General features: G+C 72.2%; 11 protein-coding genes. 6 read left to right on the top strand and 5 right to left on the bottom strand.

What is annotated here, in order from left to right; all coding sequences use genetic code 11:
- The first annotated feature begins 78 nt into the window (after positions 1–78).
- Positions 79–246, top strand: a complete 168-nt coding sequence (locus OG510_RS06930) for a hypothetical protein (RefSeq protein WP_406135888.1) — start codon at positions 79–81, stop codon at positions 244–246.
- 65 nt (positions 247–311) lie between these two features.
- Here the strand turns inward: OG510_RS06930 and OG510_RS06925 are convergent, their stop codons facing one another.
- Entirely contained in the window at positions 312–1106 is a 795-nt protein-coding gene (locus OG510_RS06925) for an FHA domain-containing protein (protein ID WP_406135887.1), read from the bottom strand.
- Between the two features lie 171 nt (positions 1107–1277).
- Here OG510_RS06925 and OG510_RS06920 point away from each other — a divergent pair, with 171 nt between their 5' ends.
- The 3 genes from OG510_RS06920 (at position 1278) to OG510_RS06910 (ending at position 5911) form a co-directional block, all read left to right on the top strand.
- Positions 1278–2924, top strand: coding sequence for a serine/threonine protein kinase (locus tag OG510_RS06920; protein ID WP_406135886.1), 1647 nt, complete (start codon positions 1278–1280; stop codon positions 2922–2924).
- A gap of 345 nt (positions 2925–3269) precedes the next feature.
- Complete coding sequence (rsgA, locus tag OG510_RS06915; RefSeq protein WP_406135885.1) at positions 3270–4406, top strand: ribosome small subunit-dependent GTPase A; 1137 nt, start codon at positions 3270–3272, stop codon at positions 4404–4406.
- 173 nt (positions 4407–4579) lie between these two features.
- Positions 4580–5911, top strand: coding sequence for a bifunctional transcriptional activator/DNA repair enzyme AdaA (locus tag OG510_RS06910; protein ID WP_406142322.1), 1332 nt, complete (start codon positions 4580–4582; stop codon positions 5909–5911).
- A gap of 24 nt (positions 5912–5935) precedes the next feature.
- Here the strand turns inward: OG510_RS06910 and OG510_RS06905 are convergent, their stop codons facing one another.
- From OG510_RS06905 to OG510_RS06890, 4 genes are all read right to left on the bottom strand, one after another.
- Positions 5936–6301 (bottom strand): PPOX class F420-dependent oxidoreductase, encoded by a 366-nt coding sequence (locus tag OG510_RS06905; protein WP_406135884.1) that lies wholly within the window; start codon positions 6299–6301, stop codon positions 5936–5938.
- A gap of 63 nt (positions 6302–6364) precedes the next feature.
- On the bottom strand, positions 6365–8737 hold the full coding sequence (locus tag OG510_RS06900) for a glycosyl hydrolase family 95 catalytic domain-containing protein (protein ID WP_406135882.1): 2373 nt from the start codon (positions 8735–8737) through the stop codon (positions 6365–6367).
- A gap of 154 nt (positions 8738–8891) precedes the next feature.
- Complete coding sequence (locus OG510_RS06895; RefSeq protein WP_406135881.1) at positions 8892–9374, bottom strand: DUF456 domain-containing protein; 483 nt, start codon at positions 9372–9374, stop codon at positions 8892–8894.
- 235 nt (positions 9375–9609) lie between these two features.
- Complete coding sequence (locus OG510_RS06890; RefSeq protein WP_406142321.1) at positions 9610–10764, bottom strand: helix-turn-helix domain-containing protein; 1155 nt, start codon at positions 10762–10764, stop codon at positions 9610–9612.
- 1252 nt (positions 10765–12016) lie between these two features.
- On the opposite strand from OG510_RS06890, the gene OG510_RS06885 reads away from it, so the two are divergent.
- On the top strand, positions 12017–13039 hold the full coding sequence (locus OG510_RS06885) for a protein phosphatase 2C domain-containing protein (protein WP_406135880.1): 1023 nt from the start codon (positions 12017–12019) through the stop codon (positions 13037–13039).
- 115 nt (positions 13040–13154) lie between these two features.
- Positions 13155–14897: a pyruvate dehydrogenase gene (locus OG510_RS06880; protein ID WP_164267061.1), complete on the top strand. Its 1743-nt coding sequence runs from the start codon at positions 13155–13157 to the stop codon at positions 14895–14897.
- Positions 14898–14907: the final 10 nt, after the last annotated feature.

Below are 14907 nucleotides of genomic sequence, written 5' to 3'. Positions count from 1 at the left end.
ATGCCTGCGGAATCCACACACGGAGACATCCACACCGGGGACGTTTCCGGCACCTTCGTCGTAGGAGACAACAACCGCGTGACGAACACGACGCGGCGCCCCGTACAGCCGGTGCCGCAGCCGGGTCCGGACCCGGAGCCTCAGCAGCGGAGCTCGGCGGAGGACCAGGCAGCCGTGTTCGCAGTGCAACACGGCACCATGCACGTCACGTACAACGCCGAAGCCGAGCGTGAGGCGGAAGGCTGAGGAACGCGGCGTGCCCCGGCCTGTGTTCGGCCGGGGCACGTGCCGTGCGATCCGCTCAGTTGTCGTCAGTCCTGGTCGGCCAGCAACTCCAGGTCCTGAGCACTCAGCGTCGCCGTCTTCAGCAGTTCCCTGATCAGGTTGACACTGAGCGTCGAGCCGACCGGCTCGCCGACCTCGTCGCGCAGCAGTCCGCGTACGCCCCGGCGGTGCAGCCGTTCGCGTACGTCCTCGACCGTGTTCGCGACCGACTTGTAGGTCCAGGACTTGGTCACATAAGGGGAGGCGTTGACCACACGGGCCGTGTCCTCCCAGGCCAGCGGGAGCGGGAAGGCGTCGTGGCCCTCCAGGTAGCGCCGGGCGAGCGCGGTGAGCACCAGCCGCTCCTGCGGGGAGAGTTCGTAGACCGACTCGGGGTCCACGGTCTCCGCACCGCTCGTGGAGCGGGGGTTCCGGTCGTCCTCGTCCACGACGCGGACCTCCACCAGGTGGGAACGCCGCTTGGACGAGTTGATCACCAGCGGGGTGTACCCGGTCTCGATAAGGCGCTTGTGGCCGGTGAGCATCAGCACGCCGTCGGGCAGTTCGATCGGCAGATTGCCGGTGTTGACCAGCCACCAGTCGCCGTCCGCGGCCGTGCAGGTGAACACGCCGTGCCGACGGCTGACGGTCGGGTCGTCCACACCGACCGGCACATGCACGTCTTCCCGGTCGCGCCCGAACAGCAGCGTGTAACGGCGCGGCGGCACGGCGTACCCGCCTTCCGGACCCAGTACGAAGATCGTCCCCGGCGGCGCCGAGAGCACCCTGTCGGATGGACTGCCCGGCGGCAGTATCTGCGGTGGGAAGTTTCCGTACGCCATGTCGCATACCTCCGGGTCGGCTCGCGTCAGTGTAAGAGCGCACCGGGAGGACCGGTCCTCCCGCGAACGCGTACGGTGGGCAAGGGCGTGCGCGCCGCCAACTCGTCTTGCCCCGGCCTGACTTGCTCGATAGCCTGCCCGCTGTGAGCGCGAGCGGCCGGGGAACTGCTGATGATCGATAGCACGATCGCCGAATCGCTCGGCGCGGACGATCCGCAGGAGATCGGCAGCTTCACCCTCATCGGTCTGCTCGGTGTCGGCGCCATGGGCGAGGTCTACCTCGGGGCGTCCGACAAGGGCTACGCCGCTGTCAAGCGCGTCCGGCCACGGCTGGTCTCCAGCGAGCGCTTCGAACGCGAGGTCGGCATCCTCTACCGTGTGCCGGCCGGGGTCGGGCCGCGGGTGCTGGCGAGCGACGGCACAGCGGAACGCCCCTGGTTCGCCACCGAGTACGTGCCCGGACTCACTGTGGACGAGGCGGTCAGGCTGCGCGGCCCGCTGCCCGCCGCGGCGCTGTGGCTGCTGCTGGCCGAGGCGGCCACCCACCTGTCGGCCGTGCACGCGTCAGGCATCGCGCACCGTGACGTCAAGCCGGGCAACGTCATGCTGGTGCGGGACGGCGTGAAGCTGATCGACTTCGGGATCGCGCGCGCCGCGGACCAGGCGAGGCTCACCAAGAGCGGTGGCGGCTACGGGACGCAGGGATTCTCGGCACCGGAACAGCAGGCCGGGGACGGGGACGTGGGCGCGCCCGCGGACATCTACTCGCTGGGGACGCTCGTGCTCTACGCGGCTTCGGGCCGCACGCCCGGTGCTGTCCCCGACGCCGAGCCGCTGCGTGCCGTGGACGCCGGCCTCGCCGCCGTCATCGGATCCTGTCTCGCGACCGGCCCCGGGGCCCGCCCCACCGCCCGGGAGTTGGTGGACGCGGTCCGCCCACACCTGCCTGTTCCTTCTCCCTCCTGGCCTTCCGAGGTCATGTCACGCATCGCCTCGCGACGTGCCTTCGCCGCGACGCCGGTCGGCAAGCTGGAGACCGTCCCGCCGCCGGACCTGGACGCGGATCCGGTGCCCGAGGCCGCGCCCCCTTCCGCCGCGCCACCCCGGCACCCACGCAAACGCCTGTTCCTGCTCCCGGCCGCCGCGGTGATCGCCCTCGGCGCCGTCGCGGCGTTCGTACTCCTGCCGTCCGCTCCTCGGCACAACGGCGCCGCCCATCCGGCCCACAGCGCATCGGTCAGCGTCGAGCCCGTGGCCGGGGCGACACGGAAGTCCTCCGCGAGCCCGAGCCGTTCGGCCTCGTCCACCGCGGCGGAGTCCGGGCGCCCGGCCCCGGCCGGCACGGACAAGAGTGTCCCGGCCGGCCCGGGCACGACCGTCCCGCCGAGCGCGCCCGGCGTGCGTTCGCCCTCCGCCCCCGTCGCGACCGCCGGCTCCTCAGCACCCGCCACCCGCGTCACCGCGTCGTCGATCAGCGGTATCAACGGCAGCGACGACCCGGCGCAGGTCAAGGGCTCCGAGGCGGACACCGCCTGGGTCGGCAACGACGCCACCTGCTCCGCCTGGCTGGACGACAACGGCTCAGGCGAGCTCGCAGGCGTGCTCAATACCTCCCTGAAACGGAGCTGCGACGCCGAACTCCACCGCAGCGACGGCATCGCGTACACGTTCCATGCCTCCTGGGGCGCCGCGAAGACGAATTTCATCCCGGACGTCGGACACACGATGTGGATCTGCGTCTGGAACGCGAGCGACCGGTCCGACGAACAGTGCTCCGCCCGTTTCGCCATGAACGACGGCACCCCGGTCAAGGACTGAGACCAACGCTTGTACCGCTGGGAGGCCGGCGGCCGGCCGAGACCGACCTTCTTCAGGTATCCGCCGGACCCCGGACGCATGATCGGGCTCGGCCGGAGAAAAACCGTTGGCGCGCTGCCGGGGCCGTGGCTAAGGTCTGCTGTGTTCTTCCGGTGGCTTGTTGCTGCCGGAGCCGGCTGACGCAAGGCAGGAGGTGTGACCGATGGCTGTCGTCGTGATGGGTGCTGTCTGCACCCGGAAGCTCATCCACTCCACCTCTGTGGCCTCCGGCTGATCCCTCGCTGATCTGTCTTCCTCCGCGCCAGTGCGCGCGGTGCCGGGGCCACCCTTGTGAAGGGTCACCCCTTGTCTTTCTCTTCTTTCTCTTCTTTCTCCCAGGCTTCCTCCGCTTCTTCCGCTTCCGCGCACCCGCTCGCCGCTTACGGCTGGGACGCGGACTGGGAGGCCGAGTTCGCCCCCTATGCCGCTCAGGGGCTGCTGCCCGGCCGGGTCGTGCGGGTCGACCGTGGGCGGTGCGATGTCGTCACGACGGCCGGTCCTGTGCGGGCCGACACCGAGTACGTCGTACCGCGTGACCCCATGCGGGTCGTGTGCACCGGGGACTGGGCCGCGGTCGATCCGGTCGGTGACCCACAGTTCGCGCGGGCGCTGCTGCCCCGCAGGACCGCTTTTGTGCGCTCGACCTCGTCCGACCGCTCCGAGGGCCAGATCCTGGCCGCCAACGTCGACCACGCGATCATCGCCGTGTCGCTGGCCGTCGAGCTCGACCTCGGGCGGATCGAGCGGTTCCTCGCGCTGGCGTGGGAGTCGGGCGCCACGCCGCTGGTCGTCCTCACCAAGGCCGACCTCGTACCGGATCCGACCGGACTCTCGTATCTCGTCGAGGATGTCGAGACCACCGCACCGGGTGTGCAGGTGGTGCCCGTCAGCTCCGCCACCGGTGACGGTGTGGACGTGCTGGCCGCCCTCGTCGCCGGGGGCACCAGTGTGCTGCTCGGAGCATCCGGCGCGGGCAAGTCGACCCTGGCCAACGCGCTGGTCGGCGAGGATGTGATGGAGGTCCAGGCGATCCGGGACGTGGACGGCAAGGGCCGGCACACCACCACCACCCGCAACCTGCTCCTCCTGCCCGGCGGAGGCGTCCTCATCGACACTCCGGGGCTCCGCGGTGTCGGGCTCTGGGACGCGTCGAGCGGGGTCAGCCAGGTCTTCGCCGAGATCGACGCGCTCGCCGGGCAGTGCCGTTTCCACGACTGCGCCCATGACACCGAACCTGGCTGCGCGGTGCTCGCGGCCATCGACGACGGCTCACTGCCGGTCCGCCGCCTGGAGAGCTACCGCAAGCTGCTCAGGGAGAACCAGCGGATCCTCGCGAGGACCGACGCCCGGATGCGCGCCGAGATCCGGCGGGACTGGAAGCTGAAGGGGGCGGAGGGCCGGGCCAACATGGAGGCCAAGCGCGGCAAGATCCGCAAGCCCTGACCGGGCCGGGGGCGGGGCCGGCAGCTGGGCCCTTGCTCCGGGTCCCGGCCCCCGTCCTCCCTGGGGCCCGGGCCCACCTCCCCGCCCCACCCCGGGCACCCACCCCACCCCCGGTTGCGCTGTCCGATTTCCGCCAGCCGGAGGGTGGGCGCCGGGGCACACTGGACTCCGTGATGGATGAAGAGACCAGGTACGAGGCGGTGAGCAGCCGCGACGCGCGCTTCGACGGAGAGTTCTTCTTCGCCGTGCGCACCACCGGGATCTACTGCCGGCCCAGCTGCCCGGCGGTGACCCCCAAGCGCCGGAACGTCTGTTTCTATCCGACAGCGGCGGCGGCCCAGGGCGGCGGCTTCCGCGCCTGCCGCCGCTGCCGGCCGGACGCCGTGCCCGGGTCGGCCGCCTGGAACGTACGCGCCGACGTCGTCGGCCGCGCCATGCGTCTGATCGGCGACGGGGTGGTCGACCGCGAGGGTGTGCCGGGCCTCGCGGTACGGCTCGGGTACAGCACCCGGCAGGTCCAGCGGCAGCTGACCGCCGAGGTCGGCGCCGGTCCGGTCGCCCTGGCCCGTGCACAGCGCTCGCACACCGCCCGCGTCCTGCTCCAGACCACCGTGCTGCCCATCACGGAGATCGCGTTCGCCGCCGGGTTCGCCAGCGTCCGTCAGTTCAACGACACCATCCGGCAGATCTACGCCCGCACCCCGAGCGAGCTGCGGGCCGAGGCCGCCACCACCGTGCCGGGCGCCGCCCCGGGGACGGCCGCCGGTATCCCGCTGCGCCTCGCCCACCGCGGCCCCTACGCGGCACGGGAGGTCTTCGACCTGCTGGCGCGGGAGGCGATCCCGCGGACCGAGGAGGTGCTCGGCAAGCCCGGCTCCCGTACCTACCGGCGCACCCTGCGGCTGCCGTACGGCGCGGGTATCGCCGCGGTCGGCGAGCGGTCGGCCGGGCGCTGGCTGGAGGCGCGGATCCACCTCACCGACCTGCGGGACCTGACCACCGCGGTACAGCGGCTGCGCCGCCTCTTCGACCTCGACGCCGATCCGTACGCCATCGACGAGCGCCTCTCCGCCGACCCGCGTCTCGCACCGCTCGTCGCGCGCCGCCCGGGGCTGCGCTCGCCCGGTACGGCGGGGCCCGAGGAGTACGCGGTACGGGCGCTGGCCGGGCGGGAGAAGTCGCAGTGGCTGGTCGAGCGCTACGGCACGCCGCTCGACCGGCCCTGCGGCGGCCTCACCCACCTCTTCCCGGCACCGGACGAACTCCTCACCGACGAGCCGTCGCTGGGCGCCGTGTCCGGCGTACGCCTCGACCCGGGAGCCGACCGTGACGAGACCGAACAGGCGCTCCTCGCGCTGCCCGGGATGACCCCGCCGGCCGCCGCGCTGATCCGGATGCGGGCGCTGGGAGACCCCGATGTGACGCTCGCCGGTGAGCCCGGCTCGGAGATGTGGCGGCCCTGGCGCTCGTACGCGCTGCGGCACATCTGGCTCGATCAGCAGTGAGCACCGGGGGAGTGGCTCACCGCGTCACTCCAGACCCCAGCTGTGGATCTTCGCGGGGTGGATGCGGATCAGCTCGTTGCTGAAGTGCGGGCCCAGCTCGTGCGGTCCGGTCAGCAGCTCGGCCTCACCCCTGATGTCCACCCCGCGCACCTGCCACGGCTGCACGCTCACCACATCGTCCACGACCAGCGCCACCTTCGGATTGGCCTCCAGGTTGCGCCACTTCTTGGTCGTGCCCAGGGCGTAGCCCCCGATCAGGATCGTCCCGTCCTCCTGCGGATAGAAGCCGACCGGATTGGCCTGCGGCTGGCCCCTGGGGTCGACGGTGGCCAGCCGCCCCAGCCGCTGGGTGGCGAGATACGCGCGTTCGGCATCGGTGAATTCACTCATGTGCCCAGCATCGCGCGCCGGCCCCGCCACCGCAGCGGCGGCACGGCCCGCTCGCCCGTGGCGTTACCCGGGCAGCCCCCAGCGGGCGGCCTGTTCGTTGGGCGCGACCGGCCGCACCGTCAGGTCGGGCCGGTCACCCGCGGCGGTGATGAGCGCGGACTCGCCCCTGCGGAGCGCGAGGGTGACGGTGGCGTCGGCCGCGTCCTCGTACCGCACCTTGCGCCCGTGGCCGTCGCGTACGTCGATGCGGCCCGGGATCCCATGGCGTACGGCGCACGGTGCGCCCGCCTCACTGGTCACCCTGACCCAGCGGGTCACCCCCTTCTCCCGTACCGCGCTGAGCAGGAACGCCCCCTGAGTACGGAAGTCGTGCAGCACGAGGTCGCGCCAGGCCGCCGGGACCGCGGGGAACACCCTGAGCACACCACCCCACGACTGGCAGAGCATGTCGTGCAGCGACTGCGCCGCGGACAGCGGTGTCTCGATGACCGGGCCCGACTCCTTGTACATGGTGTTGGCCTGGATGAAGCGGGCCATCAGCTCACCGAGGTACTTCAGCGCGTCCTCGCCCTTGCCGAGCAGCGCGGACATCGAGACGGCGCCGGTGAACGTATAGCCCTGGAGGGCCCCTTCGAAGCCGACCCAGTGGGCCAGTGACTTCTCGATCAGCGCGCGTTCGTCCGGAGTGCGGCCGGTCAGCTCGTACAGCGGGTAGACCGCGAGGAGATGCGAGTAGTGGCGGTGGGACATCGCGAAGGGGACACCCGCGCCGATCATGAAGCCGTTCTCGTCGACCGGGTAGGGCACCAGCTTGGCCAGTACCTCCTGCCAGCGCTCCTTGAGCGGGTCCTTGATGCCCAGGACGGTGGCCGAGTCGACCAGGGTGCGGCAGCCCCAGCGCAGCAGCATCAGGTCGTAGTTGGTGTCCGGGGCGTTGACCCCGTACTCGGGCGAGAAGGTGGCCGGCAGATGCAGCTTGCCGTCCTTGCCCGGGGTCAGGAAGTGCAGGTAGTAGTTGACGGCCTTGCGCAGCAGCGGGAAGAGCGTGTCGCGCAGGATCCGCTCGTCCATGGTGTGGCGGTAGCTCAGCCAGACGTTGTGCAGCGCCCAGGTGAGGTTGCCGACCTCGGGTGTGGGCGGGTCCTCGCCGGGGATGCCCACGCCGTAACCGCCGTTGGCGACGGCCGCGCCGTTGACCAGCTGGGGGTCGGTGGTGCGGGGGATGCCTGCGGAGTCCTTCCGGTACGGCGCCGCCAGCTGGTTCGAGAGGTTCCCCCGGAACTCTCCCAACGCCCTTGTCACCGCGTCGAGTTCCAGATGGTTCGAGCCGTGGATCAGCCAGTACTCCAGCTGGACGTTGAGATTCCACCAGGTGTTGGGCCAGGGCGTCTCTTCCAGCCAGGGCCCTGATGTCGCCATGACGGGGGCGTCGGCGCGGGCGGCGGACGCGACCTTGTAGAGCTGGATCCAGTAGAAGCGCTGGATGCGCGCGTCGGGTACCGAGACGAAGCTCTTGCGGTAGTAGCGGTGCCACCAGGCGCGGTGGGACGGTGCGTGGACGTCGACGGGGACCGGTGCCACGGTGCGGATCAGCCGTACGGCGCGGTCGCGTGCGGTGTTCTTCGGGTGGGAGTGCGCCACGGTGGCGTACAGGGTGCGCCGGGTGCTCGGAGTGCCGTGCGCGCCGTGGGTGCGCTCCTGCCACGCGGTCACATGCTGGCCGCCCGCGAGGAGCGGCTGCACGGCGGTCGTCACCCCGCTGTGCTGCTCGGTCACGGCGGGCGGGTTGGCCGTGTAGCCGTCGGGGAGCGGCTTCGAGGCCGCGCGCGGGCTGATGGCTTCGGCCGGGTGGAAGACCCAGCGGAAGTCCTTCTCGCCCTCGCTCGGGGTGACCTCGACGGCCAATACGGAGAGCGAGTTGTGGACGAGGGCGCGCAGGGTGAGGGTGCCGCGGTCGGTGGTCAGGGTGCCGGTCAGCTCGGCGTCGCGCAGCCCCAGCCGCCAGTCGATGCCGGTGATGGTGCCGGCCGGTTCCAGCGTGAAGTAGCCGATGGGCAGCCGGGCCAGGCCGAAGAGCGAGCCGAACTCGGGGCGGTGGTCGGTGACCTCGGAGTGCTGGACGTTGAAGCGGACCGCGTTCCGGCCGGGCTCGGCGTAGATGCCGGAACCGAGGTAGCCGTTGCCGAGGTACGGGCCCTCGTACCAGGTCTTCGGCATCTGCTGCCAGACGAGGTCGGCGTCGTCCAGGATCGCCTTCCAGCTGTCATCCGATGACTGAACGGCGACCGGAGCGAGCCGGGGTGATGCCGCCCGGCTCTCTTCGGGGGCGGCCTGTGCGGGTACGGCGGCCAGGCCCCCGGTGAGCAGGGCGCCGCCGATGGCGGTGCCGGTGGCGAGAACGGTGCGTCGTTCCGGTGGTTCAGGTGCAGCGGCCATGACGCCTCCCGGCGGCTCGTAACCCATGAATTCATCCGAGCTATCCCTCGGAGAAAGGTAGACATGGCGCTGTGGTGCGTCAATGAGTAGGGAGGGAGTCGTGAGAGCTCCTATGTATTGCGGGCGTTGCGGGCATTGCTGTACCGGGGCGGCGTTACCCCCAGATGAGGGCGCCGAGCCAGGCTCCGGTGACGGTCAGGCAGGCGGTCAGCTCGACCAGCACCGCCGTGCCGATGGCCCGCATGACCGTGCGGGTGGATGCCCAGCCGGCCCGGTGGCCGCCGAGCCGTGCCCATTCCGCCCCGAAGATCCCTCCGATGAAACCGGCGATACCGCCGAGCACGGGCACGATGAAGAACCCCACGATGCCCGCGGCCCCGCCGATGTGGACCGTCCTGCGCGGCGCCCCGGACTCACGCGGGCGGCGGGTGGGCAGCAGCGGGCGGAGGGCCTGGTTCAGCAGCAGCAGAGCCGTGGCGCCGGCCAGGATGCCCCAGGCCAGCCCGGTGGTGTCGGTCAGCGCCCACCAGGCGACGGCGGCCCACACGATCGCCGGCCCCGGCACACCGGGAACCAGTACCCCCACCAGGCCGAGCAGCATCACCAGGCCGACCGCGACGAGCTGCCACAGACTCATCTGCCAAGCGTGCAGGAAGCGACCGTCTCCCGCAGCACGGCATCGGACCTCCGGCCACCGGAGCCGCGTGGGCCGGCTGGGTCGCCGGGTGCGCCGGGTGCGCCGGGTGCGCCGGGTGCGCCCTGTTCCTGGACGCGCGGATCCGGTGTGGGTGCTCGGGCCGCTGGGGCCGCTGGGTGTGCGGATCGGGCGGTGGGCGCTCGGCGGGTGTGCCGGGCGCGGACGCCGGGGGCCGTCAGCCGCTTCCCTCGACGGTCCCGGCCGGTGTGCTCCGGCCGGGCGTGCCCTGGGAGGCGGTGCTCGTGGGGGCGGCTGTGCTCGGGGCGGCTGTATTCAGAGCTGCCGTGCCCGGGGTGGCGGCGGCATTCAGGGCTGCTGTGCTCAGGGTGGCGGTGTTCCGGGCGGGGTCCCGGGCGACCCATCCCTTCTCGTACGCGTGCCAGCCGAGCTGCAGCCGTGTGCTGACCCCGGTCAGCTCCATCAGGCCCTTCACCCTCCGCTGCACCGTGCGCAGCCCGAGCTCCAGCTGCTTGGCGACGCTCGCGTCCGTCATCCCGGCCAGCAGCAGCGAGAGGATCTGCAGATCCGTGGCATCGGGCCCGGGTTCGCCCTCCTCGGCGACCTCTCCGCCGTGCCCCAGCCGCAGGGGCAGCGCCTCCCGCCAGACCGCTTCGAACAGCCCGCGCAGCGACTCCAGGAGTCCGCTCCCATGGACGACGAGCGCGGAAGGCTGTGCGCCCCGGCCGGTCAGCGGCACCATCGCCAGGCTCCGGTCCGCGATCACCAGCTTCGTCGGCACCCGGTCGACGACCCGTACCTGTTCCTTGCGGCCCATCGCCTCGGCCAGCGCCGCGATCCCGCCGGGCGCCTCCAGGACGACCCGCTCCAGCACCACCCGGTAGGCGACCCCGCGGGTCGCCGCCCGCTCCTCGGCATCGTTGTCAACGCCGGACACCGCGATCGGATCGCCGCCCGTCACCAGCGCGCACACCTCGTCCGTCGCGCCCAGCTGGAGCTGGAGGAAGCGCTGGGACACCGCGTTCGCCCCGGTGACCACCTCCACCAGGTCGAGTACGGCCGGCTCCCTCGCCTCCGCCCGGAACTCCTCGACCAGCAACGCCGCCGCCAGTTCGGCCTGTTCCAGCTCGTGGCGGTGCTGGGTGAGCAGCGCGCCGAGCGCGACACCCGGCGGCGCGGCCACCCAGCGGCCGGTCCTGGCGGACGACTGGGCGGCCAGACCGTGCCGTTCGAGGCGGCGCAGGGCGCGTTCCGTATCGGCCTCGGGGAGCTGGAGCCGGTGCGCCAGGTCGGCCACATCGGCCGCGCCCAGCGCGACGAGTGAGCGGTACGCCGACTCCTGAACGTCGTCCAGACCTATGACGCCGAGCAAGGGAACCTCGATCCGGTGGCGGTTTTGAGTCACGGCGGGTTTCCGCCATGGCACATCATCGCCGCTCAACTCCGGTTTCTGCCAGGGTGATCGAACTGGTGTAACAGAACCCGGCTCACCGCCGCGCCCGGTTGACCGTATCGGGCGGTTTGCGGCGCCCGTTCCGCAACTCCGTTGGGCCGCACCCCCGTGGGGGGCGGTGCGGCCCAACGGGCATTTTCGCGTGCTCTGTACCGGGACCACCCCATCGGTGGACAATAGGGGCATGAGTCAGCAGGGGGAGAAGCCCGCCACCGCCGACGACTGGTGGGGCCGGCTGTACGACGAGAGCGCAGAGGACCGGGCGACCGCCGACAAGGGCGACACCCTGGACGACCGTTTCGTCTCCGCGGCGGGGGCGGTGGGCGCCGCGCGGGGCGCGGTTCCTGGCGCGGACGGACCCGAACCACCGGGTACGGAAGGGCACTTGCCGTCTGCGGCCGATCCGCCCGGAACTGATCCGCCGGGAACTGATCCGCCGGGAACTGATCCGTCTGCGGCTGATCCGTCCGCGGCGGGGCCCGCGCGTGTGGCGTGGCCGGTGGCCGGGGCGGAGGGCCGGGCGCCGTGGGAGCCGCCTGAGGACGGCGTACTGCCTTCCCGTACGTTCCCGTTCCAGCGGGGGAGAAGCGGTGCCCCGCCCGGCACCGCGCCTGCACCTGCGCGGCCACCGCAGCCCACAGGGCAGCCCGAACCACTGCCGCCGGAGGCCGCGCCCCCGCAGGAGCCTGCGTGGCGGCCCGAGACCGTGCCGCCGCCCGCGACCGCCCCGCTACCGGAGCCTGCGCTGCCGGAACCTGCGCCATCGCCGGAGGCTGCACCGCCCCCGGAGCCTGCGTGGCGGCCCGAGACCGTGCCGCCGCCCGCGACCGCCCCGCTACCGGAGCCTGCGCTGCCGGAACCTGCGCCATCGCCGGAGGCTGCACCGCCCCCGGAGCCTGCGTGGCGGCCCGAGACCGTGCCGCCGCCCGCGACCGCCCCGCTACCGGAGCCTGCGCTGCCGGAACCTGCGCCATCGCCGGAGGCTGCACCGCCCCCGGAGCCTGCGTGGCGGCCCGCGACCGCCCCGCTACCGGAACCCGCCCCACCGCCCGAGGCCGCCCCACCCCCCGAACCTGCGCCGCCGCAAGCTGGACGGCTGCCCGAGACCCCGCCGCCTCCGGAGGCCACAGCCGCGCCGAAGGCACCCGCGCCGCGCCCCGGTGTCGCCCATGTGGGTGATGGGCCGCCCACCTACGACGCCGAGCCCACGGCCCTCCAGGACGCGAACCCCGACGCCCTCGACGAGCTCGTCGCCGACACCGTCCTCGACGGCGCCCGGTACGGCTCGTACACCGTGCGCGCCACCTCCGTACGCGGGGACTCCGCGCGGTACCGGGGCGAGCCCCGCAGGGACGCCCTGCTCACCGCCCGGTTCGGCAGCGGCGACAGCGCGCTCGTCCTGGTTGCCGTGGCCAGCGGCGCCCGCGCCTCGCACAGCGCGCACCTCGCGGCGGCCGATGCCTGCCGGTGGATCGGCGGGGCCGTCGGACGCAGCAGGCTGCGGCTCTCCGAGGACATCAGGGCGGGCCGCAGGGAGGACCTCAAGTCCGGGCTGCACCGCCTCACCGGCCGCGGCTTCGGCAAGCTGCGGGCCCGCGCCGCCGAACTGGGCCTGGAACCCCACGAGTACACGGCGTCCCTGCGCTGTCTGCTGCTCTCCGGGGACCCCGAGTGCCGTACCAGGGTCTTCTTCGGCGTCGGCAGAGGCGGGCTCTTCCGTCTCCGGGACGGCGCCTGGCAGGACATGGAGCCCGCGGAGCCCGGCCCCGCCGACACCGTGGGGGAGGCCGTGCTCGGCTTCGGCTCGGCGCCCTCCGAAGTCCACCCCTCCGAAGTCCACCCCTCCGACGTCCACCGCTCCGAGGTCCACACCTCCAGGACGTACCCCTCCGAAGTCCACCCCTCCGGGACGTACCCTCCCGAGCCTCCGTCCTCGGCGGCCCCGGCGCCCGCGCCGTCGCCCACCGAGCCGTTCCGCTTCCGTGCGTCGGTGGCCAGGCCGGGCGACACCCTGCTGCTGTGCAGCGCGGGCCTCGCCGAACCGCTGCGCGGCGAGCCGGCGCTCTCCGGTGAACTGGCCGCACGCTGGTCGCCCACCGAGCCGCCGGGGCTCGCCGAATTCCTGGCCGACGCCCAGGTGCGTGTCAAGGGGTACGCCGACGACCGCACCGCCGCAGCGGTCTGGGAGAGCTGACCACCACCGGCTGGGCCGATCGGCAGAGGGAGGGCCGAGAAGGCGGAGGGGAGGAGAGGGCTGAGAAGGCGTAACAGCGCAGGCGCGCCCCCGGCGCCCATGGGTTGATGGAGGCATGGCCAAACAGAACGTTGCGGAGCAGTTCGTCGACATCCTCGTCCGCGCGGGTGTGGAGCGCCTGTACGGAGTCGTCGGCGACAGCCTGAACCCCGTCGTCGACGCCATCCGGCGCAACGCGTCCATCGACTGGATCCAGGTCAAGCACGAGGAGACCGCCGCCTTCGCGGCAGGCGCCGAGGCACAGGTCAGCGGGAAGCTCGCGGCCTGTGCCGGATCCTGCGGCCCCGGGAATCTGCATCTGATCAACGGCTTGTTCGACGCCCACCGGTCCATGGCGCCGGTCCTCGCCCTGGCCTCGCACATCCCCTCGGGCGAGATCGGCCTCGGCTACTTCCAGGAGACCCATCCCGACCGGCTGTTCCAGGAGTGCAGCCACTACAGCGAGATGATCTCCAGCCCGCAGCAGATGCCGCGGCTGCTCCAGACCGCCATCCAGCACGCCATCGGCCAGAGCGGTGTCAGCGTGGTCACGCTCCCCGGCGACATCGCGGGGGCCCAGGCCCCGGACCGGACCGGCGAGAGCGCGCTGGTCACCTCGCGCCCCTCCGTGCGCCCCGGCGAGGCGGAGATCGAGAAGCTGGCCCGGCTGATCGACGAGGCGGACCGGGTCACGCTCTTCTGCGGCGCCGGCACGGCGGGGGCGCACGCCGAGGTGATGGAGTTCGCCGAGCGGGTCAAGTCCCCGGTGGGCCACGCGCTGCGCGGCAAGGAGTGGATCCAGTACGACAACCCCTACGACGTCGGCATGAGCGGGCTCCTCGGCTACGGAGCCGCCTACGAGGCCACGCACGAGTGCGATCTGCTGCTCCTGCTCGGCACCGACTTCCCTTACAACGCCTTCCTGCCCGACGACGTGAAGATCGCCCAGGTCGACATCCGCCCCGAGCACCTCGGCCGCCGCACCAAGCTGGACCTGGCCGTCTGGGGCGATGTGCGCGAGACGCTGCTGGCGCTGACCCCGAGGGTGAAGGCGAAGACCAGCCGCAAGTTCCTCGACAAGATGCTGAAGAAGCACGCCGACGCCCTCGAAGGGGTCGTCAAGGCGTACACCCGCAAGGTCGAGAAGCACACCCCGATCCACCCCGAGTACGTGGCGTCCGTCCTGGACGAAGTGGCCGACGGGGACGCCGTGTTCACCGTGGACACCGGGATGAACAACGTGTGGGCGGCCCGCTACCTGACGCCCAACGGCCGCCGCCGGGTGATCGGTTCCTTCAGCCACGGTTCGATGGCCAACGCCCTGCCGCAGGCCATCGGCGCCCAGTTCACCGACCGGAACCGGCAGGTCGTCGCGATGTCCGGCGACGGCGGCTTCTCGATGCTGATGGGCGACTTCCTGACTCTCGTGCAGTACGACCTGCCGGTGAAGGTCGTCGTCTTCAACAACTCCGCACTCGGCATGGTCGAGCTGGAGATGATGGTCGGCGGCCTGCCCGCGTACGGCACCACCCACCAGCACTCCGACTTCGCGGCCATCGCACGGGCCGCAGGGGCCTACGGCGTCCGCGTGGAGAAGCCGAAACAGCTGGCCGGGGCGCTCGCGGACGCCTTCAAGCACAAGGGGCCGGCCCTGGTCGACGTGGTCACCGACCCCAACGCGCTCTCCATCCCGCCGCGGATCAGCGCGGACATGGTCAGCGGCTTCGCGCTCTCCGCGTCCAAGATCGTGCTGGACGGCGGGGTGGGCCGGATGGTGCAGATGGCCCGCTCCAACCTGCGGAACATGCCCCGGCCGTAACCGGTCGCGC

It is taken from the genome of Streptomyces sp. NBC_01089 (genome assembly GCF_045162975.1).
In the GTDB taxonomy this organism is placed as follows: Bacteria; Actinomycetota; Actinomycetes; order Streptomycetales; family Streptomycetaceae; genus Streptomyces.
Note: the sequence above shows the minus strand (reverse complement) of the source record. Positions and strands in the feature narration are given on the sequence as shown.

What these genes read in the sequence shown, in the direction of transcription:
- OG510_RS06925 (WP_406135887.1), bottom strand. Translation starts at nt 1,106, where the DNA reads ATGGCGTACGGAAACTTCCCACCGCAGATACTGCCGCCGGGCAGTCCA.
- OG510_RS06920 (WP_406135886.1), top strand. Translation starts at nt 1,278, where the DNA reads ATGATCGATAGCACGATCGCCGAATCGCTCGGCGCGGACGATCCGCAG.
- OG510_RS06910 (WP_406142322.1), top strand. Translation starts at nt 4,580, where the DNA reads ATGGATGAAGAGACCAGGTACGAGGCGGTGAGCAGCCGCGACGCGCGC.
- OG510_RS06905 (WP_406135884.1), bottom strand. Translation starts at nt 6,301, where the DNA reads ATGAGTGAATTCACCGATGCCGAACGCGCGTATCTCGCCACCCAGCGG.
- OG510_RS06900 (WP_406135882.1), bottom strand. Translation starts at nt 8,737, where the DNA reads ATGGCCGCTGCACCTGAACCACCGGAACGACGCACCGTTCTCGCCACC.
- OG510_RS06895 (WP_406135881.1), bottom strand. Translation starts at nt 9,374, where the DNA reads ATGAGTCTGTGGCAGCTCGTCGCGGTCGGCCTGGTGATGCTGCTCGGC.
- OG510_RS06880 (WP_164267061.1), top strand. Translation starts at nt 13,155, where the DNA reads ATGGCCAAACAGAACGTTGCGGAGCAGTTCGTCGACATCCTCGTCCGC.